Below are 21,110 nucleotides of genomic sequence, written 5' to 3'. Positions count from 1 at the left end.
CAACAACTGATGAAGAAACAAAGAGGTAAAACGTTACACTGATTCACGCAAAAATAAAGCCTGGGATTAGTCACGCTTTGTGACTATAGCCACAAAACTGCTTGGTAAAACGTTTTATCATTCTTTACCATTTTGAAAATTTGCCGCTTTTTAACCAGGAGAGACTATGTCCGCCAGCCGACCCAAAATGTCACTTTGGGAATTTTTCCAGAGTCTGGGTAAAACCTTTATGTTGCCCGTTGCCCTGCTGTCGTTCTGCGGCATTTTGCTCGGGATCGGTAGTTCACTGAGCAGCCACGATGTGCTGACGCTGATTCCGATGCTCGATCAGCCGTTCCTGCAATACCTGTTTATCTGGATGGCGAAGCTGGGTTCATTTGCCTTCAGTTATCTGCCGGTGATGTTCGCGATTGCGATTCCTCTGGGCATGGCGCGGGAGAACAAAGGCGTCGCTGCCTTTGCCGGTTTTGTCGGCTACGCAGTGCTGAACCTGAGCGTGAACTTCTGGCTCAATATCAATGGCATCTTGCCGACCACCGATGCGGCGGTGCTGAAAGCCAACAACGTACAAAACATCCTTGGCATTCAGTCGATCGACACCGGTATTCTCGGCGCGGTGATTGTTGGTGTGGTGGTGTTCTGGCTGCATGAACGCTTCCACAATATCCGTCTGCCGGATGCGCTGGCCTTCTTCGGCGGTACGCGCTTTGTGCCGATTGTCACCACCGTGGTGATGGGCTTACTCGGCTTAGTGGTGCCTCTGATTTGGCCATTCTTTGCGCGCGCCATCACCGGCCTCGGCTGGATGATCAACAGTGCGGGTCAATTCGGCCCGATGATCTTCGGCACCGGCGAACGTCTGCTGCTGCCGTTTGGTCTGCAACATATTCTGGTGGCAATTATTCGCTTCACCGATGCGGGCGGCACGCTCGACGTCTGTGGAAAGAGCGTCAGCGGTGCCCTCACCATCTTCCAGGCGCAGCTGGCTTGCCCGGATACCCACGGCTTTGCGGAAAGCGCCACGCGTTTCCTGTCGCAAGGCAAAATGCCAGCCTTCCTCGGTGGCTTGCCGGGTGCCGCACTGGCGATTTATCACTGCGCACGTCCTGAAAATCGTCACAAAATTAAAGGGCTGCTGATTTCGGGTGTGGTGGCTTGCGTGGTCGGCGGGACTACCGAACCGATCGAATTCCTGTTCCTGTTCGTCGCACCGGTACTGTATTTGATCCACGCCCTGTTGACGGGCCTGGGCTTCACTGTGATGGCGATTCTCGGCGTGACCATCGGTAACACCGACGGCAACGTTATCGACTTCTTCGTGTTCGGCGTGCTGCACGGCCTCTCCACCAAATGGTATTGGGTGCCGGTGATTGCGGCGGTGTGGTTCGTGGGTTACTACGCGATCTTCAGGTTTGCTATCACCCGCTTCAACATCAAGACTCCGGGTCGTGAAGCAGAAGCCAGCAGCGTGGAACAGCAGGTCAGCCGCGCGGGCGTGGGGAAATCAGGTTACAACACCCCGGCGATTCTGACGGCGTTGGGCGGCGTGGACAACATCACCTCGCTGGATAACTGCCTGACGCGTCTGCGCCTCACCATTGCTGACATGAGTAAGGTGGACGATGCCGCGTTAAAAGCCAACGGTGCAATTGGTGTGGTGCATCTCAACCAAACCAGCCTGCAAGTGGTGATCGGTCCACAGGTGCAGTCGGTGAAAGATGAAATGGCGCACCTGATGAGCGCGACGGTGTCATGATGCAGAGGTTTGATTTCGACCAGGCCGTGGATCGCCACGGCAGCTGGTGTACGCAGTGGGATTTCGTGGCGGACCGCTTTGGTGTGGAGGGCTTATTGCCCTTCACCATCTCCGATATGGATTTCGCGACGGCACCCTGCATCATTGAGGCCCTGCAACAGCGGTTAAACCATGGCGTATTGGGCTACAGCCGCTGGCAGCATGAGGACTTTACCTCGGCGATTCAACACTGGATGCAGCGCCGTTTTGCCACAGAGGTTGAGGCGCAATCGCTGGTTTACGGCCCGTCGGTGATCTACATGGTGGCGCAGATGCTGCGCCACTGGACCAAACCCGGCGATGAAGTGCTGATTCATACGCCTGCCTACGATGCATTTCATAACACCATCAACGGTAATCAGCGCCGCGTGCTGGAACTGCCGCTAAAGCGCCAGGGTAATGACTGGCAGTGTGATATGACGCAGCTGGAACCGCTGCTGGCACGACCCGATTGCAAAGTGATGCTGCTGTGCAGCCCGCACAATCCTACCGGCAAAGTGTGGCGGCGTGAGGAGTTGCAGCAAATGGCCGCGCTCTGTACGCGTCATGATGTGAAAGTGATCAGCGATGAGATCCATATGGATATGGTGTTGGGCGACGCACAGCACATCCCGTGGAGCCAGGTGGCGCAATCTCCCTGGGCGTTGTTTACATCGGCATCAAAGAGTTTCAACATTCCGGCGCTGACCGGCGCGTGGGGCATCATTCCGCATGAAGCCGATCGCCAGGCCTGGTTCCACGCACTGAAGCAGCAGGACGGCCTATCGTCACCGGCGGTGATGGCCGTCGCGGCGACCATTGCCGCGTATCGTGAAGGTTCAGCCTGGCTGGATGCACTGCGCGATTATTTGCAGGCGAATATGCAGCACATCGCGCAACGGCTTAATGCCGCGTTTCCCGCTCTAAACTGCCAGCCCCCTGCCGCCACCTATCTGGCATGGATTGATCTTACTCCGCTCGGTATTGATGAGCAGGCACTGCAACAGCAGCTGATTCATCAGTACAAGGTGGCGATCATGCCGGGTTCGACTTACGGTGATGCCAGCCGCGGTTATCTGCGCCTCAACGCGGGTTGTCCACGTAGCAAACTGGATGACGGGCTGGATCGCCTGATTGCGGCTTTAAAATCGTATTAAATGCGCTCGGATGCTGATTAATTCAGCATCCATTTCATGACTTGCGCAAATCACTGGCGCTGTTGCGCAAGATGTTTTTATAATGCTCTGCACTTTATGAAACTTTAGCGAGTGCGACATGATTGACCTGAAACTCCCCCTGACCGACATCCACCGCCACCTTGATGGCAACATCCGCGCACAAACCATTCTTGATTTAGGTCGCCAGTTTAATCTCGCACTGCCAGCCAATTCGCTCGACGATCTGCGTCCGCATGTGCAAGTGACGGCCAATGAACCCGACCTGGTGAGCTTCCTGCAGAAGCTGGATTGGGGCGTGAAAGTGTTGGGCGATTTAGATGCCTGCCGCCGCATTGCGCTGGAAAACGTGGAAGATGCCGCTCGCGCAGGGATTCATTATGCAGAACTGCGTTTCTCGCCGGGCTATATGGCGATGACGCATAACCTGCCGATTGCCGGTGTAGTGGAAGCCGTGATTGATGGCGTGCGCGCTGGCGTAAAACAGTATGGCGTGGATGTGAACCTGATCGGCATTATGAGCCGTACCTTTGGTGATGAAGCCTGCCTGCGCGAACTGGAAGGTCTGCTGGCACACCGCGATGGGATTACTGCTGTGGATCTGGCTGGTGATGAGCTCGGCTTCCCGGGCAGTGAGTTCCTCAGCCACTTCAATCGCGCGCGTGATGCTGGTTTCCGCATTACCGTGCACGCCGGTGAAGCCGCTGGCCCGGAAAGCATCTGGCAGGCGATTCGCGAGCTCGGTGCGGAGCGTATTGGCCATGGTGTGAAAGCGATTGAAGACCGTGCGCTGATGGACTTCCTGGCTGAGCAGCGTATTGGCATTGAATCCTGCATGACTTCGAACATTCAGACCAGCACCGTGGCATCGCTGGCCACTCATCCGCTCAAAGCCTTCCTGCAGCATGGCATTCTCGCCACCATCAACACCGATGATCCGGCGGTTCAGGGAATTGAGCTGGCGCATGAGTATGAGCACGCTGCGCCGCAGGCAGGACTCACTGCCGAAGAGATGCGCCAGGCGCAGGAAAATGGTGTGACGATTGCCTTCCTCAGCGATGCAGAGAAAGCGGCACTGCGTCAGCGCGTGGCGGGATAACGCGCCTTAAAGTAAAAAAGGTGCGCATCGCTGCGCACCTTTTAATCAAGCCGCACCTGGGTGAACTGAGCTTTTGATGGCATCGGTTCCCGCAGGGTGCGCTTTCGTTTTATCACTTCAGCGACATCGTCTGGCGCTTCTCAGCGGACTGTAAGCCGAGTTCGATCAACTCCATCACCTGAATCGCCTCTTCAGCCTGTACCGGGTTTTCACCGGTGCCCGCAATCGCATCACGAATTGCTGCATAGTAAGCCGGATAGTTACCCGGCAGCGTCAGCAGCTCTTTCTCCACCATCACATCGCCTTCTGCCAGCGTCAGGGTACCGTTGCGCATGTCGTAGCCCCAGTCTTCCTGCGGTGGACGTTCACCCACTTTCAGACGATCTTCCTGCGGATCCAGGCCGTATTTGACGTAACTGCCCCGCGTGCCGTGCACCACGAAGCGCGCCGATTCTGCCGCCACCAGCATGCTGGCGTGCAACACTACACGACGGGTAGGATAGGTCAGCACTGCGTGGAAATAATCGGTGGTTTGCGCACCCGGACGCAGTTCAGCCATATCCACGTTGATCGCCACCGGCGGACCAAATAATTGCAGCGCCTGGTCCAGCACATGCGGTCCAAGATCAAACCAGATACCGCTGCCCGGGCCTTTCATCTCACGCCAGCGCTGACGAACTTCTGGACGGAAGCGATCAAAATGCGATTCGAGATAACGCACATCACCTAAGGCGCCATCAGCCAGCAAGGTTTTCAGCGTCAGGAAGTCACTGTCCCAACGACGATTATGGAAAACGGAGAGCAGCAGCCCTTTAGCCTTAGCCAGTGCATCCAGCTCACGCGCTTGTGACAGTGTCACGGTGAACGGTTTATCCACCACCACATGTTTACCGGCATTCAGCGCCGCTTTGGCTAACGGGAAGTGAGTATCATTTGGCGTGGGTATCACAATCAGTTGCAGTGTCGGGTCATCCAGCAGAGCTTGTGGATCAGAGACCACCTGCACCGAGGGCCAATCTGCATGCACCTTGCTGGCATCGCTGCTGGAGACGGCTGCCAGTTCAACGCCTGGCGTACCGACGATCAAAGGAGCATGAAAGGTTTTGCTGGCAAAACCGTAGCCAATCAGGCCGACACGTAATTTATCGCTCATTCTCATTCCTCTTGTTCGTTACCAGACTGATTTAAGACGAATCAGCCGGTAACAACAAGGCGGAATCACCTGAAAACTCAGGAGATCGCACTCCGTGCCGGTTGCCAGCTTTCCTGCGCCACCAGGGCATCGTGCGCATCCTGACTGCGACGCCGGAAATCACTGGGACTGACACCAACCCGTTTACGGAACACGCGAGAGAAATAGAGCTGATCGTCATAACCCACTTCGCGCCCGACCGAGGCAATGGGCTCCTGAGTGGTTTGCAGTAACAGTTTGGCGCGGATCACCCGCTGATCTTCGCGCCAGCGCAGCAAATTGATCCCCATCTGTTCGCGAAACAGATGCGCCAGTCGTGATGGGGAAAGACACACATGGCGCGCCACTTCCTCGATTTTTACCTCGCTTGCCAGATGGTTAGTGACGTATTGGCAGGCTTCAATCACGCGCGGATCGCGGATTTGCTGATGACTGCGCGGATCTTCTTCCACCGCACGCAACAGCAAGCGCTCCAGCAGATTCATCGCCAGTTCCTCGGCAAAGCGACGGCCTGAGTTGTGGGTTTGCTCAATGCTGGCAAACAGACGATCAAACTCGGCACGTTGCGCTTCCGGCAAGCTTAACCGCCCCACGCCCTGACTCTCATCCTGCCACTGCAACCAGTCCGTCCAGTAAGCCCGTGGACGGAAATAGACCCAGCGGTGGAACCAGCATGGGCTGTCTGGTGAACGGCCATAGTAGTGCGGGGTTTTAGGCTGGAACAGCAGCAAGTCACCGGGTTCGCAGTCAAACGCAGATTCGCCATCAAAAATGCGGCCCTGACCTTTGATGGTCAGATTAAGGATGTAACCCTTCATGCCGAGCGGTCTGTCGATAAAGAAGTCCAGCTGATCGTTGGCATTGATCGGTGTTAAGCCCGCCACCAGCCAGGCATTAAACGGATAGCCGGGTAGCAGTGGGTTCTGCTGCTCACTGGGGGGTTCACGATGGTACATAGTGCCCTCACGGTAACCTGTAAATGCGCAGTGCCGCGCGCCAGAAGGGCGACCATTTGGCCGCCCTGCCTCATCTTTCACGGCTGGAATCAGGCCGCTTTGTTTTTCTGTTTGTAGCGGTCAAAAATCACCGCCGCTAACAGTATCAAACCGCGCACCACATACTGTGAGAACGGCGAGATATTCAATAAATTCATCGCATTCTCAACCGTACCCAGAATCAGCACGCCCGCCACCACATAAGAGATCTTACCGATGCCACCTTTCAGCGAAACGCCGCCCAGCACACAGGCTGAAATCACGATCAATTCATAACCGAGTGAAGTCATCGGCTGACCACTGGTCATGCGCGAGGCCAGAATAATGCCCGCCGCCGCCGAAACCAGTCCCGAAAGAATGAAGATGATGATGCGGGTACGCACCACCGGCACTCCAGCCAGACGTGCCGCTTCTTCATTACCGCCAATCGCCAGCGTGTTGCGGCCAAAGGTGGTTTTATTCAGCACGAAGCCAAACACAATCATGGTGGCGATGGTCAGCCAGATCGGCGCTGGCAAGCCCAGCCAGTTGGCATAACCGAGGGTGAAGAAGCGTTCATCCTCGATGCCCACCGCTTTACCGTCAGAGAAGATATAGGCCAGACCACGCACAATCTGCATCGTCGCCAGCGTGGTGATCAGCGCATTGATCTTCAGCCGGGCAATCACGAAGCCATTAATGAATCCGGTGGCCATACCGAGCACTAAACCGGCCGCAACACCCAGCCACAGGCTCTCTGTCATGTTAATCACTACAGCGGTCACTACGCCGGCGCAGGCAATCACCGACGCTACGGAAAGGTCAAAATCGCCTGACGCGAGGCAGAACAACATGCCGCAGGCCACCATGCCGGACATCGACATGGCAAGCCCCAGCCCTTTCATGTTGATGAACGTGCCAAAGTTGGGTACGAAGATAGTGCAAACGATAAACAGCAGTGCGAAGACCACCAGCATGCCGAAGTTATCCCAGATACGCCCCAGTTGCAGGCCGTTACGCTGCACCGGTGGCGTGTTGGAAGTGGTAGATGAAGCCATTGTTGCTCTCCTTTACATCAGGCCACGGCGGCCGCTTGAGGGGTTTTCGGCATCGCCAGGCTCAGCGTCAGCTGCTCCGTGGCCGCGTCGTGTGGCAGTTCTCCGGCAATTTCACCTTCGCGCATCACCACGATGCGGTCAGCCAGCCCCATGACTTCGGGCAGATCGCTGGAAGCAAACAGCACCGCGATCCCTTTATTTGCCAGTTGGTAAATCAGGTTATAAATCTCATGTTTGGCACCGACATCAATACCGCGCGTCGGCTCATCCAGCAGAATCACGTTCATCTCTTCGGACAGCCAGCGGCCCAGAATCGCCTTCTGCTGATTGCCCCCTGAAAGGTTCATGATCAGCTGCTGCGGCCCTGGCGTTTTGATATTCAGTGAGCGGATGTGGAGATCGGCGTTTTTCGCCTCCCAGCCGGGTTTAATCAGACAACCCGCCGTGAGGTTATGGCGGCGTGCGCTGATATTGATGTTGTCGCGCACCGAGTGCACCGGAATAATCCCTTCGGATTTACGATCCTCCGGGCACAGCATGATGCCCGCGCGGATCGCATCGATCGGCTGACGGATGTTGAGCTTTTTGCCATCCAGCGACACGCTGCCGCCGCGCAGTTTGGTGGCACCAAACAGCCCTTTCATCAATTCGCTGCGCCCCGCCCCCACCAGCCCAAACAGGCCGACGATTTCACCGGCTCGCACCGTGAGCGAAATCGGCATGCGCACGCCTTTGGCTTCGACCTGGTCAAGCTGCAAACGCACTTTGCCTAAGGCACGCGGCGCATAACCGTAGATATCGCCGAGGTTACGCCCCACCATCGCCTGCACCAGGTCGTCATGATGCGTATTCGGCATATCAGTGAAAGTGCGCACGTAGCGACCATCTTTGAACACGGTGATCGCATCACTCAGGGCAAAAATTTCCTCCATGCGATGCGACACATACAGCACGGTACGGCCCTGATCGCGCAGCTGTCGGATGACGCGGAACAGATGCTCGATTTCACGCGCCGAAAGTGAACTGGTCGGCTCATCAAAAGCGATGATGCGCGCATTGCGCGCCAGCGCTTTGGCAATCTCCACCATTTGCCACTGGCCGAGCGACAGATATTTCAGCGGCATATCAGGATCGATATCCATGCCAAGATTTTTTAGCTGCAAATCCGCTTCGTAGCGCAGCAGTTTGCGATTCACCAACCCGCGTTTATGGGGTAATTGGCCGAGATAGATGTTTTCCGCCACGCTCATCTCAGGCACCAGATGCAGTTCCTGATATATAATCGCCACACCCGCATCCAGCGCATCCACGGTGTTGTTGAAGCTTTTGGTTTCGCCTTTGATGCGAATTTCACCTTCAGTCGGCTGATAACTGCCGCTGAGAATCTTTAACAGCGTGGACTTTCCCGCGCCGTTTTCGCCCATCAGCGCATGCACTTCCCCGGCGCGGCACTGGAATGAGATATCCTGCAGCGCCTTGACGCCCGGAAAGGTTTTACTGATGCCATGAAAGGACAGAAAAGCTTGATCAGTTTCCATGGAAACTCCTCTTCGCCTCCATCCTTCGCGCCATTGCCGCGTTGTCTTCGCGCTTTGCCCCAGCCATTAATGAAACTGGAGCAAACGCGATGGCCAACCTGCTGCAACACCAGGGGTGGAGGCTGCGTTTATCAATCAGGCGACTTACATCAGCCCTTTCTTCGCCAACTCAGTTTTGAAGTTGTCGCGGGTAATCAGCACCACATCGGTGACTTCGGTGAATTTCGCGGGCTCTTCGCCTTTGGTCACCCAGTTGTAGAGCATCTGGCTGCTCTTATAACCGTGCACATCCGGGCTTGGCAGCAGCGAACCGTAGAAGCCGGTTGGCGCACCTTTAGACAGCTCGCTCACCGCGTCCACACCGTTGATGCCAATGCCAATCACGTCGGGCGCTTTAAAGCCCTGGCCTTCGGTCGCGCGCACGCCACCCAGCACGGTGTTGTCATTCATGCCGACAATCAGCCAGTGTTTCACTTCTGGATGCTGCACCAGCAGCGAGTTACCGGCATCAAATGCCCCCGGAATATCGTTGGATTTGGTTGGCACCTGATAGATCTGTTTCTCCGGGAATCCGGCCGCTTTCAGCGCGTCCATCGAACCGCCGGTGCGACGACGCGCAGTGTCCAGCTCATTGGCGGTAATCGCCATGACACCGGTCTCTTTCGCATCCCAGCCGCGTTTCTGCATCTCTTTGTAGAGTTCCTGGCCCTGGCGCTCACCGATTTTGGTTGCGGCCATCATCACCAGCGGCACGGTGTCCATTGGCTTGCCTTTGGCGGTAACAAACTGGTCATCAACCGCAATCACTTTCAGGCCATAGCTACGCGCTTTCGCCACGATGGCTGAACCCAGTTTCGGGTCCGGTGTGCAAATCACGAAGCCTTTGGCCCCGCTTGCCGCCAGGCTATCAATGGCATTCAGGGTTTTCTCGCCGTCGGGTACGGCAATTTTGATCACGTCAAAGCCGAGATCTTTGCCAGCCTTGTCTGCGAACTTCCATTCGGTCTGGAACCACGGTTCCTCCGGTTGTTTGACGAGGAAACCGAGTTTCATGGTCTCGGCGATAGCGGATTGTGACATAACCGCGGCAAGACCTACCGCCGCCAGCGCTTTAGTGAATTTATGCATGATGCTCTCCGGCACAATGATGTTTTATCGCTATTAATAACGAATCGGTGTAAACGCTACCAATTGGATTTCACGTTTGGGTACAGCGCAAAATCAGCGCGTTAGCTCAAAGGTTGTACAAAGGCTATGCAAACGCTGGGCTAGTTGTAGCGGTAATGGCGAAGAAAAATGTAGAGCGGTATCACATCCCAAAACGATGACCAATTCCTCCATATATTCAGCGAAATTAACCAGTCATTAACTTTTGCTGCCGATCACAGAACGGTTCCGATGACAGAAAAGTGCATATTCTCAGCCAGCGATGACTAACCGCTTATGCACCCGCATTCCAGGATAGAGCCAGATAACTCACACAGGAGAATCCCAATGGGTGCTGGCGCCATAACAATTGGGCTGGATTTTGGCAGTGACTCGGTGCGTGCCCTCGCCGTGGACTGCCACAGTGGTAAAGAGCTGGAAAAGGCGGTGGTGAACTATCCACGCTGGGCGAAGGGTGAATTCTGTGACGCGCACGCCAACCGTTTTCGCCATCATCCACAAGACTATATCGACGCGCTGGAGCAGGCGGTGGTCGCGGTGGTGCAAGCGTTAACTCCCGAACAACGCGCTGCCGTGGTGGGGGTAGGCGTGGATTCAACGGGTTCAACCCCTGCACCGATTGACCGTGACGGCAACGTGTTAGCCTTGCGCCCGGAATTCGCCACCAACCCCAACGCTATGTTTGTGTTGTGGAAAGATCACACCGCGATTGAAGAAGCGGAAGAGATTAATCAGCTGTGCCGCAATGGTCATTTCACCGATTACACCCGCTATATTGGCGGCGTGTATTCGTCGGAGTGGTTCTGGGCCAAGATTCTGCACGTGTCACGCCAGGATGCAGCAGTGCGTGATGCGGCAGTGTCTTGGGTGGAACTCTGCGATTGGGTGCCTGCGCTATTGAGCGGTCGCACTGCCCCGACGCAGCTGCGGCGCGGACGCTGCGCCGCCGGGCATAAATCGCTGTGGCATCCTGAATGGCAGGGTTTACCGCCCACAGATTTTTTCCGTGCACTCGATCCGATGTTGGTTGAGCAGCTGGATTCTCCATTGTTTACCGACACCTTCACTGCTGATGTACCGGTGGGCACGCTTTCCAGCGAATGGGCGCAGCGTTTGGGATTGTCTGAGCAGGTGATTTTGTCCGGTGGGGCCTTCGACTGTCATATGGGTGCGGTCGGTGCGGGCGCGCAGCCTTATACGCTGGTGAAAGTGATTGGCACCTCAACCTGCGACATTTTAATTGCCGACAGCGAGAAAGTCGGCGATCGCGCCATTAAAGGCATTTGCGGCCAGGTCGATGGCAGCGTGGTACCGGGCGCCATCGGCTGCGAAGCGGGTCAATCGGCGTTTGGTGATATCTACGCCTGGTTTAGCCGCTTGCTGGGCTGGCCGCTGCAGCAGGCCGTGACGCGCCATCCTGAGTTGCAGCCGCAACTCGCCGAGATGCAGCAGGATTTAATCCGTTCCCTTACCGAAGCCTGGGCTGCCGATCCCCAGCTTGATCATCTGCCCGTGGTTCTCGATTGGTTCAACGGGCGTCGAACACCGGATGCCAATCAGCGCCTGAAAGGCGTAATCACCGATTTGAATCTTGGCACCGACGCGCCTGCGTTGTTTGGTGGTCTGGTGGCTGCCACGGCCTTTGGTGCCCGCGCCATTATGGAGTGTTTCGAGAAGCAGCAGATTCCGGTGGAGAGCATTCTGACGCTCGGCGGTATCGCACGGAAGTCCCCCGCCATTATGCAAGCCTGTTGCGACGTGATGAACCGTCCGCTGGATATCGTGGCTTCTGACGAGTGCTGCGCGCTGGGTGCTGCCATTTTTGCCGCCGTCGCCGCAAATGTGTATGCCGATGTGCCTGCCGCACAGCAGGTGATGGCAAGTCCGATCGCTGTGACCTTGCAACCCAACAGTCTGCGCGTGGCGGGCTATCAACAACTTTATCAACGCTATCAAAACTGGTGCCAGGCCGCTGAACCTCAGTATGCCGCCCGCGCCACATCCGCTAAGTAAAGGAGCGAGAAATGGAACAGAACGTTTGGTTTGTGATTGGAACGCAGCATCTCTACGGAGCGGAAACCTTGCGCCAGGTTGAACATCACGCACGCCAGGTGATGGACGGATTGAATCAGGCGGGCACGCTGCCGGTGCCACTGGTGTTGAAGCCGCTGGTGAAATCACCGGATGAAGCGCTGGCGCTGTGCCGCGAGGCCAATCACGACAATAGTTGTGTCGGCATCATGACCTGGTTACACACCTTCTCACCGGCCAAGATGTGGATTGGTGGACTGAGCATCCTGAATAAGCCGCTGCTGCAATTCCATACCCAGTTCAACGCAGAAATTCCGTGGGACAGTATGGATATGGACTTTATGAACCTGAACCAGACCGCGCACGGCGGCCGTGAGTTTGGCTTTATCGGCGCGCGTATGGGCCTGCAGCACAGCGTGGTGACTGGCCACTGGCAGGATAAGACCAGCCAGCAACGCATCGGACGCTGGATCAATGCGGCACTAGCGAAGCAGGCCAGTCAGCAGCTGAAAGTGGCGCGCTTTGGCGACAATATGCGCGAAGTGGCGGTGACCGAAGGCGATAAGGTGGCGGCACAGATTCAGTTTGGTTATTCGGTCAACGGTTGGGGCGTGGGTGATTTAGTCGAGGCGGTGAACAGCGTCAGCGATGGCGATGTGCATGCGCTGATCGATGAATACGAGAGCCAGTATTTGTTCAGCGAGGCTGCCGCCGTGAATGGCGAGAAGCGTCAGAACGTGCTGGATGCGGCGCGCATTGAATTAGGTTTGAAGCGTTTCCTCGATGATGAGGGCTGCAAAGCCTTTACCACCAATTTCCAGACTCTGCACGGCATGACGCAGTTGCCAGGCTTGGCCGTTCAACGTTTGATGGGCCAGGGTTATGGTTTTGCCGGTGAAGGTGACTGGAAGACCGCTGCGCTGCTGCATATTTTGAAGGTGCAAGCCGGGAATCGTGCGGGCGGTACTTCATTTATGGAGGATTACACCTATCACTTTTCCCCGGGCAATGATTTGGTGCTGGGTTCACATATGCTGGAAGTGTGCCCTTCGATTGCTAAAGAGGCGAAGCCGTTAATTGACGTGCAGTTCCTTGGCATTGGTGGCAAAGCGGATCCGGCGCGCATGATTTTCTCCACGCCGGCTGGTCGCGCGGTGAATGCCAGTGTGATTGATATGGGCGATCGTTTCCGTTTGCTGGTGAATGTGGTGGATGCGATTGAGCAGCCGAAACCGCTGCCGAAATTGCCGGTCGCGCGTGCCTTGTGGCGTGCCCAGCCCTCACTGGCTACCGCTTCCGAGGCATGGATTTTAGCAGGTGGGGCGCACCATACGGTGTTTAGTCAGGCACTGGATTTGGATGATATGTATCTGTACGGCGAGCTGAACGGCATTGAGGTGCTGGTGATCGATGAGAATACGCGTTTGCCGGCGTTTAAAGATGCATTGCGCTGGAATGAGGCGTATTACCGGTTAGCGCGCTGATCGTGTTATGACCTGTTGAAGCCGCGTTGAGTCGCGGCTTTTTTGTGGCTAAAACCTGCGTTTATGTCGGCAAAAGTGGGTTTAGTAACTTAAAACGTGCGGTTCAGTCGACAAAGGTGGGCGTTACGTAAAGTCGGCGTGAATACATCCCTGTAGCCTCGGACGCCGCATCCATGCGGCGTACGCTTTACTCCAGTGCCCACCTTTGTCTCCTTTATGCAGGTTCGTTGCGGTTTTTTGGGAGCTGAATTTGAATCGAATTTTCAGGTTTGCACTAACTACAGCAATGACAGTTCTACCCACCTTTGTTTCTTTTATGCAGAATTATTGCGTTTTTTGGGAGCCGCATTTGAATCGAGCATTCAGATTAGCACTGACTACAGCGATGCCCCCCTCAATTGCCCCATAAAGGCCAGCCCGAAGAGCAAAGCGTTCGCGCCAGGGATGGCGCGGCCGATCTGCATGGATGCGGGGTTCCTTTGCGATCGGGCTGGCCTTTGTGGGGCTTCGCACCGAACCATCAGCAACTCCACCTAACTTTCAAAGATGGGCGCTGTGACTACAAACGTGCGGTCCAGTCAACAAAGGTGGACGTTACGTAAAGTCGGCGTGAATACATCCCTGTAGCCTCGGACGCCGCATCCATGCGGCGTACGCTTTACTCCACTGCCCACCTTTGTCTCCTTTATGCAGGTTCGTTGCGGTTTTTTGGGAGCTGAATTTGAATCGAATTTTCAGGTTTGCACTAACTACAGCAATGACAGTTCTACCCACCTTTGTTTCTTTTATGCAGAATTATTGCGTTTTTTGGGAGCCGCATTTGAATCGAGCATTCAGATTAGCACTGACTACAGCGATGCCCCCCTCAATTGCCCCATAAAGGCCAGCCCGAAGAGCAAAGCGTTCGCGCCAGGGATGGCGCGGCCGATCTGCATGGATGCGGGGTTCCTTTGCGATCGGGCTGGCCTTTAGGGGGCTTCGCACCCAACCATCAGCAACTCCACCTAACTTGCCACGATGGGGGCTGTGGCTAAAAACGCGCGCTCCAGTCAACAAAGGTGGACGTTACGTAAAGTCGGCGTGAATACATCCCTGTAGCCTCGGACGCCGCATCCATGCGGCGTACGCTTTACTCCACTGCCCACCTTTGTCTCCTTTATGCAGGTTCGTTGCGTTTTTTTTGGCGCTGAATTTGAATCGAACGCTCAGGTTCACACTGACTACAGCTAGAACAGCCCTGACCACCGTTGTCTCTATACGGAGGCTTGGTGCGATGTTTTATTAGTCCAGTACTGAATAGAACTTTCAAGTTTGCACTGACTACAGCAATGACAGTCTCAATTGCCCCATAAAGGCCAGCCCGAAGAGCAAAGCGTTCGCGCCAGGGATGGCGCGGCCGATCTGCATGGATGCGGGGTTCCTTTGCGATCGGGCTGGCCTTTAGGGGGCTTCGCACCGAACCATCAGCAACTCCACCTAACATCCCCCGAATCTGAGCACCGATACAAAAAAGGTGCGCCAATTTGCGCACCTCTTGAACATCCCACTCACGACTACGAAGTTAAACGCTTAACCGGTGCATTCTTCTGACGATCCCACATCACGGTCAGCAGGCGCTGCAGTGCGATAAACGCGAACAACAGAATACCGATGGCAATCTTTGTCCACCACGAACTCAGCGTTCCATCGAAGTTAATCCATGTCTGAATCAGACCCTGGATCAACACCCCAAACAGCGTGCCGAGCACCGTGCCGACACCACCGGACAGCAAGGTGCCGCCAATCACCACCGAGGCAATCGCGTCCAGTTCCACGCCCAATCCTGCCAGGGCATAGCCGGCTGAGGTATAGATCGAGAACACAATCCCCGCCAGTGTCGCCAGGGTGGTGGAAAGCATATAAATCTTGATGGTGGTGGCGCGCGTCGAAACGCCCATCAACTGCGCTGATGTCAGATTGCCGCCAATCGCATACACCTGATTACCAAAACGCGTGCGATGCGCGAGGATGATCCCGCCAATCACCACCACCAGCATAATCACTGCCAGCAAACTAAGACGCCCGCCGCCGGGGATCTTCCACGCCAGGCTCGACAGTGTGGAATAGAGTGGATGATCGATGGGAATCGAATTCTCCGACACCAGATAGCTGCAACCGCGCAGGAAAAACATCCCCGCCAGGGTAATAATAAAGGCCGGGATCTTCAGCGCATCGATCAGCCAGCCCATCATGGCGCCAAACAGTGCTCCCATCGCCAGCACAATCGCGAAGGCAAGAATCGGATCGACGTGATAATCACCGATAATTTTCGCCAAAAATACACCGCTAAAGGCGATAACGGCCCCCACTGACAGATCGATACCGCCTGACAAAATCACAAATGTCATGCCCACGGCGATAATGCCGAGAAACGCGTTATCGGTCAGGATATTGCAGATCACACGAGTCGAGGCAAAACCGGGAAACTGACTCAGGCAGAACAGATAACCGGCGACAAACACCAGCAGCGTAATCATTAATGGCAGATGGCGTTTGATCATTTTGGACGTCTCCCTTTCAGCATGGCGATAAAGCGCGGCGATTGCAGCAACAGCACACACATCACCACCACCGCTTTCACCACCTGATTCAGCTCCGGCGGGAAGCCAGACAGCAAAATACCGGTGTTCATCGACTGAATAATCAGCGCGCCAACCAGCGACAACACCAGATTAAAACGCCCGCCCATCAACGATGCACCGCCAATCACCACAGCGAGAATGGCATCCAACTCCAGCCATAGTCCGGCATTGTTGGCATCGGCACCCCGAATGTCTGCGGCCACAATCAGGCCCGCGACAGCCGCACACACACCGCTGATGGCATAGGTGGACATCACCACTAACCATCCGTTAACACCGGCATTGCGTGCAGCACGCAGGTTAATTCCCACCGCTTCGATAAACAGGCCCAGCGCGGTTTTGCGCGTCAGCAGCCACACTAACAGTGCCACCAGTAGCGTTATCCACACCGGAACCGGCAGCATCCACAGCGAGCCGCTGCCAAACCAGCCGAGGCTGTCGCTGTTAAAGGTCACAATCTGACCCTGGGTAATCAGCTGAGCGATACCGCGCCCGGCCACCATCAAAATCAACGTGGCCACAAACGGCTGAATCTTCAGCAGCGCCACCAGCACGCCGTTCCATAAGCCGCAGGCCAGGCCGGTGCCGAGTGTGGCGAGAATAATAAAACTCAGGCTGTGTCCCGCAACCGTCAGCGTGGCCGCTGTCGCCCCCGCAATCGCCATCACTGCGCCGACCGACAAATCAATCCCGCCGGTGGCAATCACCAACGTCATACCGACCGCCAGTAAGGCGACGGGTGCAGCGCGGTTGAGGATATCAATCGGGCTGCCGAACAGGCGGCCGTCCTGAATATGCACGGCAAAAAAATTGTTGGCGACCAGGCTATCCACCAACAGCACCAGAATCAGCGCGACGATTTGCGGCATGCCTGGCGGTAACTTCGGCTTACGCCGTTCAGGTTTTGGATGTGTCATAGGGGATTCAAGCATGTTGTGCTCCTCCATCGGCGATGGCATTGACGATCGATGCCACCGACAGCTGCTCCAGCGGGATTTCAGCCACCTGCTTCAAATCACGCATGATCAACACGCGGTCGGCATAGCCCACCAGCTCTTCGAGTTCAGAGGAGATAACCAGTAACGCCAGTCCATCGGCGCACAGGGTTTCAATCAAACGAATGATCTCGGCATGTGCACCGACGTCAATGCCGCGCGTCGGTTCGTCGAGAATTAAGAATTGCGGCTTCGTCACCAGCCAGCGTGACAGCAGCACCTTCTGCTGATTACCGCCGGAGAGTAATTCCACCGGCTGATCGGCATGTGGCGTGCGAATTCCCAGGCTTTTAATAAAGCGATCGGCGATGGCCTGCTGCTCACGCCGTTTAATCGGTCGCAGCCAGCCGCGTTGGGCCTGTAGCGCCAGAATAATATTCTCGCGCACCGATGCAGCGCCGATAATACCGTCGGTTTTACGATCTTCCGGGCAGAACCCCATGCCCAGATGGGAGGCTTTGGCCGGTGTCCGGATGTGCTGCACTTTGCCTTTGATGGTGGCAGTACCCCGATCCGCTCGACGGATACCAAACAGCACTTCGGCGGTTTCCGTGCGCCCCGATCCCAGTAATCCCGCTAAGCCCACCACTTCTCCCGGACGCACCTCCAGGTCGAAAGGCTCAATGGTGCCCTTCTTGCCGTAATCTTTAAATGACACCACCGGTTGATTGCTTTTCAGCGTGCTGCCCTGACGCTGCAAGGCAGTTTCCAGTAACTCGCGCCCCAGCATCAGTTTGATCAATTCGATTTGCGGCAGCGATGCCGTATCACGCGTGGCGATAAACTGGCCGTTGCGCAATACGGTGATGCGATCGGTAATGCGGTACACCTGGTCTAAAAAGTGTGTGACAAAAATCAGGCTCATCCCTTTGGCTTTCAGTTGCGCCATCAGCGTAAACAGCATTTCGACTTCACTGGCATCGAGGCTGGCGGTGGGTTCGTCGAGGATTAACACCTGAGCCGAGAGATCCACGGCGCGGCAAATTGCAATGATCTGCTGCATCGCCACCGAGTAATGGCCCAGGGGACGCGCCACGTCGAGCGCAAAACCGTAGTTGCGCATCAGCGCATCGGCATCGCGCACCATACGTTTACGGTCGATCATGCCAAAGCGGCGCGGCTCGCGGCCGATGTAGAGATTGTCTGCCACCGACATATTCGGCAGGAGATTCACCTCCTGATAAACCGTGCCGATGCCCATTTGCTGTGCATCGGCGGTATTGTGCGGTGAAATGGCAGTGCCATTCAGGGTGATGGTGCCTGCATCACGGGTGTACACGCCGGTCAGCACTTTAATCAGCGTGGATTTCCCGGCGCCGTTTTCGCCCAGCAGCGCCATGATCTCGCCTTTGCGAATGCTGAATGAGACATTATCCAGCGCTTTCACGCCGGGGAAACCTTTGCTGATACCGTTGAGAGTCAGGAGTGCGGATGCATCTGCGGTGCTCATCAGGTTCTACCTCGCCTTACGTCATGAATAACCGCCCCGAAGGGCGGTTGCGGGGATCAGTAACCCATGCCTTTTTTGGTGTCGAGCTGTGCCTGCGCTGAGTCTGGCAGAAACAGTTTCGATTCGGTTTTGATGATTTTTGGTGGCATCGTGCCGTCTTTTTTGAATTTCTCCAGCGCATCGAATGCAGGACCCGCCATGTTTGGCGTCAGCTCGACGTTGGCATTGGCCTCACCCGCCAGCATCGCTTTATAGATATCCGGTACGCCGTCGATAGAACCGGTCAAAATATCTTTGCCTGGCTTCAGACCCGCTTCTTTAATGGCCTGAATGGCGCCGATCGCCATATCATCGTTGTGCGCATACACCATGCAGATGTTCTTGCCGTTGTTTTCCGCTTTGATAAAGCTCTCCATCACCTCTTTACCTTTACTACGGGTAAAGTCGCCGGACTGCGAACGGATCACTTTGATGTTTTTGTGACCCGCGATGGCTTCGGCGAAGCCTTTTTTGCGGTCGATGGCTACGCTGGCACCTACGGTGCCTTGTAACTCAACCACGTTACACTTCTTATCGCCGACCGTTTTCACCAGCCAGTCACCGATCAACTTGCCTTCCAGCACGTTGTCTGCGGTCACCACCGCCATGTACAGCGACTTATCTTTCACCACGATGGCGCGATCTAACAGGAACACCGGGATTTTGGCGTCTTTGGCTTCTTCCAGCACCGGTTCCCAACCGGTTTGTACTACCGGAGCGATGAAGATGGCGTCAACGCCCTGTGCGATAAACGAGCGCACCGCTTTGATTTGGTTTTCCTGCTTCTGCTGACCATCGGCGATTTTCAACGTGATACCGCGCTTTTGCGCTTCGCTTTTCGCCACGTTGGTTTCTGCTGAACGCCAGCCAGACTCCGAGCCAACCTGTGAGAAGCCCACCGTCATGTCAGCGGCAAGTACCGAAGCACTGAGTGCTGAACTGACCATGGCGGTTAAGAGTAAACGTTTCCACATAATTTCATTCCTCTGAAGGGAGTGTGCTGTAGGGGTACAAAACGCAGATTAAGCCTGGCGCAAAAGCGAGAAAACAAGCGCGACATGCCTCACAAAATAGAATGAATTAAAGGAGTTACGAAATTATCCATGTAAGAAGTCATACCAGCTATATGGACAATTTGCCTGATATTTATTTCAGTGACGGTTAAATAAATGTAATAAACAGAATCGGTTAGGATGGTGGCTACTGGAAGCGATTACAGACGCTGCGTAAAGAATGGTTATCGACTACGGGCACAAGCAATGATCAGTTTTGTGATTACTCGCACACTACATGATTTAGAGTTTCAAAGCGTGTAGATGCCATTGCTGAACTGTTCGACATAAATCGGCCTAATAAACGTCTTATATGAATGAAAGTCAGGGCACTAAGCCTGATAAAGAATGAAAACTTTCATTTACGATAAAGGTGTGAGCTTTTTTCACATCATGCTGTCCGTCGGGGTTGAATTTGTCTTAATCCCGTCCGGAAATGCGCGTTTATAACGGCAAAATGAAGAAAAAATGTCTTTTGATGAGCGAATTAGCTCATGTGGTCTGATTTTTGAATTTTTTTAATGCTGGCGTATGGACTCTGTCAGTGCACTCCCTATACTTGGGCACTTCCGAGCACTTTATTTTTAGATGGCAATCATGACTGCGCTAGATTACCTGCTGAAATTCCGTAAAGTGAATAATCTTGATAGTCTGGAAAAACTCTATGACCATCTTAATTATTCGCTGACTGATGATAATGACATCATCAATATGTATCGCGCTGCCGATCACCGTCGTGCTGAACTTGTTTCCGGCGGCCGTCTTTATGATATGGGCCGCGTGCCAAAATCAGTCTGGCGCTACGTAATGTAATGGGTTTTCCCCCGCCTTTTTCTGCACTATTGCGTTGTCCATGTCGGGCGTGCCCCGTTTGGACATACAACGCCTTCTTAATTTCGCTACAGGATCCGCAAGATGACCGAATCGGTAAACCCGCCGCGTATTGCTGGCTGGCTGTTGTTGCCGCTAGCCTGGTTGATTATGACGATGCTGACCAGTGCACTGGTGGTGGCCATGTATCTGAGCCCGTTGTTTGATACAGAATTGCGTACCACGTTGTTCACTCATGCCAGCCAATTGTTCACGCAATGGGCGATTTCCCTGCTCACCGCAGGCGTGGTTTGGGTCTACAGTATCTGGGTTTGCTGGATGTTCTGTAAACGTTCGCGCCGTCTACCGCGTCATTACATCCTGTGGTTGCTGATGACGGTGTTACTGGCGTTGAAAACGTTCGCGTTCACCCCGGTGGCGGATAACAAAGCCATTCAAACGCTGTTGTTGTCACTGCTGGCGGCGGCGGTCTTTGTGCCCTACTTCAAACGTTCTCAACGTGTGAAAGAGACGTTTATCCAGCCATAACGGCGCGAGTTTCGTCAGGAATTTAATTCTGCGTGCTCTCAACATCCACAGATTTTGTGTAGAGGTTGAGATGCACCTCTCAATTCCGGATAATAGACGCCT

The 21,110-nt window shown here is 54.9% G+C and carries 16 protein-coding genes; 7 read left to right on the top strand and 9 right to left on the bottom strand.

All coding sequences use genetic code 11. The features are described from left to right. The first annotated feature begins 166 nt into the window (after window positions 1-166). From malX to add, 3 genes are all read left to right on the top strand, one after another. Window positions 167-1,756 carry a maltose/glucose-specific PTS transporter subunit IIBC gene (gene malX / locus AC6I8L_RS08815; protein WP_058960013.1) on the top strand — a complete coding sequence of 530 codons (1,590 nt, stop codon included), beginning with the start codon at window positions 167-169 and terminating at the stop codon, window positions 1,754-1,756. Further along, window positions 1,753-2,931 carry a MalY/PatB family protein gene (locus tag AC6I8L_RS08810; protein ID WP_058960014.1) on the top strand — a complete coding sequence of 393 codons (1,179 nt, stop codon included), beginning with the start codon at window positions 1,753-1,755 and terminating at the stop codon, window positions 2,929-2,931. Before malX ends, AC6I8L_RS08810 begins: the two co-directional genes overlap by 4 nt. A 118-nt stretch (window positions 2,932-3,049) precedes the next feature. Continuing rightward, complete coding sequence (gene add / locus AC6I8L_RS08805; RefSeq protein ID WP_034827380.1) at window positions 3,050-4,048, top strand: adenosine deaminase; 999 nt, start codon at window positions 3,050-3,052, stop codon at window positions 4,046-4,048. A gap of 112 nt (window positions 4,049-4,160) precedes the next feature. Here add and AC6I8L_RS08800 read toward each other — a convergent pair whose 3' ends face one another. The 5 genes from AC6I8L_RS08800 to AC6I8L_RS08780 form a co-directional block, all read right to left on the bottom strand. After that, the gene (locus AC6I8L_RS08800; protein ID WP_058960015.1) at window positions 4,161-5,201 is read right to left on the bottom strand and encodes an oxidoreductase; all 1,041 of its coding nucleotides are present in this window, start codon (window positions 5,199-5,201) and stop codon (window positions 4,161-4,163) included. Between the two features lie 77 nt (window positions 5,202-5,278). Beyond that, window positions 5,279-6,196: an arabinose operon transcriptional regulator AraC gene (gene araC, locus AC6I8L_RS08795; protein ID WP_058960016.1), complete on the bottom strand. Its 918-nt coding sequence runs from the start codon at window positions 6,194-6,196 to the stop codon at window positions 5,279-5,281. Window positions 6,197-6,285: 89 nt separating this feature from the next. Continuing rightward, window positions 6,286-7,272, bottom strand: a complete 987-nt coding sequence (gene araH / locus AC6I8L_RS08790) for an L-arabinose ABC transporter permease AraH (protein ID WP_058960017.1) — start codon at window positions 7,270-7,272, stop codon at window positions 6,286-6,288. Window positions 7,273-7,289: 17 nt separating this feature from the next. Next, window positions 7,290-8,810 carry an L-arabinose ABC transporter ATP-binding protein AraG gene (gene araG, locus AC6I8L_RS08785; RefSeq protein WP_058960018.1) on the bottom strand — a complete coding sequence of 507 codons (1,521 nt, stop codon included), beginning with the start codon at window positions 8,808-8,810 and terminating at the stop codon, window positions 7,290-7,292. A gap of 144 nt (window positions 8,811-8,954) precedes the next feature. Next, window positions 8,955-9,938, bottom strand: coding sequence for an arabinose ABC transporter substrate-binding protein (locus AC6I8L_RS08780; protein WP_034827390.1), 984 nt, complete (start codon window positions 9,936-9,938; stop codon window positions 8,955-8,957). Between the two features lie 366 nt (window positions 9,939-10,304). Here AC6I8L_RS08780 and AC6I8L_RS08775 point away from each other — a divergent pair, with 366 nt between their 5' ends. Both AC6I8L_RS08775 and araA read left to right on the top strand, forming a co-directional pair. After that, entirely contained in the window at window positions 10,305-11,990 is a 1,686-nt protein-coding gene (locus tag AC6I8L_RS08775) for a ribulokinase (protein ID WP_058960019.1), read from the top strand. A gap of 11 nt (window positions 11,991-12,001) precedes the next feature. After that, window positions 12,002-13,492, top strand: a complete 1,491-nt coding sequence (araA, locus tag AC6I8L_RS08770; protein ID WP_058960020.1) for an L-arabinose isomerase — start codon at window positions 12,002-12,004, stop codon at window positions 13,490-13,492. Between the two features lie 1,553 nt (window positions 13,493-15,045). Here araA and yjfF read toward each other — a convergent pair. Genes yjfF through ytfQ form a run of 4 tightly spaced genes read right to left on the bottom strand, consistent with a single transcriptional unit; the run spans window position 15,046 to window position 19,571 of the window. Continuing rightward, on the bottom strand, window positions 15,046-16,032 hold the full coding sequence (gene yjfF, locus AC6I8L_RS08765; protein ID WP_038647220.1) for a galactofuranose ABC transporter, permease protein YjfF: 987 nt from the start codon (window positions 16,030-16,032) through the stop codon (window positions 15,046-15,048). Beyond that, entirely contained in the window at window positions 16,029-17,045 is a 1,017-nt protein-coding gene (gene ytfT, locus AC6I8L_RS08760; RefSeq protein WP_058962433.1) for a galactofuranose ABC transporter, ATP-binding protein YtfT, read from the bottom strand. The genes yjfF and ytfT overlap by 4 nt, the downstream gene beginning before the upstream one ends. Then, window positions 17,038-18,558: a galactofuranose ABC transporter, ATP-binding protein YtfR gene (gene ytfR / locus AC6I8L_RS08755; protein ID WP_058962432.1), complete on the bottom strand. Its 1,521-nt coding sequence runs from the start codon at window positions 18,556-18,558 to the stop codon at window positions 17,038-17,040. The genes ytfT and ytfR overlap by 8 nt, the downstream gene beginning before the upstream one ends. A 56-nt stretch (window positions 18,559-18,614) precedes the next feature. Next, the gene (gene ytfQ / locus AC6I8L_RS08750) at window positions 18,615-19,571 is read right to left on the bottom strand and encodes a galactofuranose ABC transporter, galactofuranose-binding protein YtfQ (RefSeq protein WP_058962431.1); all 957 of its coding nucleotides are present in this window, start codon (window positions 19,569-19,571) and stop codon (window positions 18,615-18,617) included. A gap of 675 nt (window positions 19,572-20,246) precedes the next feature. Here ytfQ and ydgT point away from each other — a divergent pair. Next, entirely contained in the window at window positions 20,247-20,462 is a 216-nt protein-coding gene (gene ydgT / locus AC6I8L_RS08745) for a transcription modulator YdgT (RefSeq protein ID WP_034827409.1), read from the top strand. A gap of 102 nt (window positions 20,463-20,564) precedes the next feature. Continuing rightward, window positions 20,565-21,008: a DUF2569 domain-containing protein gene (locus AC6I8L_RS08740; protein WP_034827411.1), complete on the top strand. Its 444-nt coding sequence runs from the start codon at window positions 20,565-20,567 to the stop codon at window positions 21,006-21,008. Window positions 21,009-21,110 lie beyond the last annotated feature (102 nt).

This window comes from Type-E symbiont of Plautia stali, from assembly GCF_059731115.1.
This window is presented reverse-complemented; position numbering and strand designations above follow the sequence as displayed.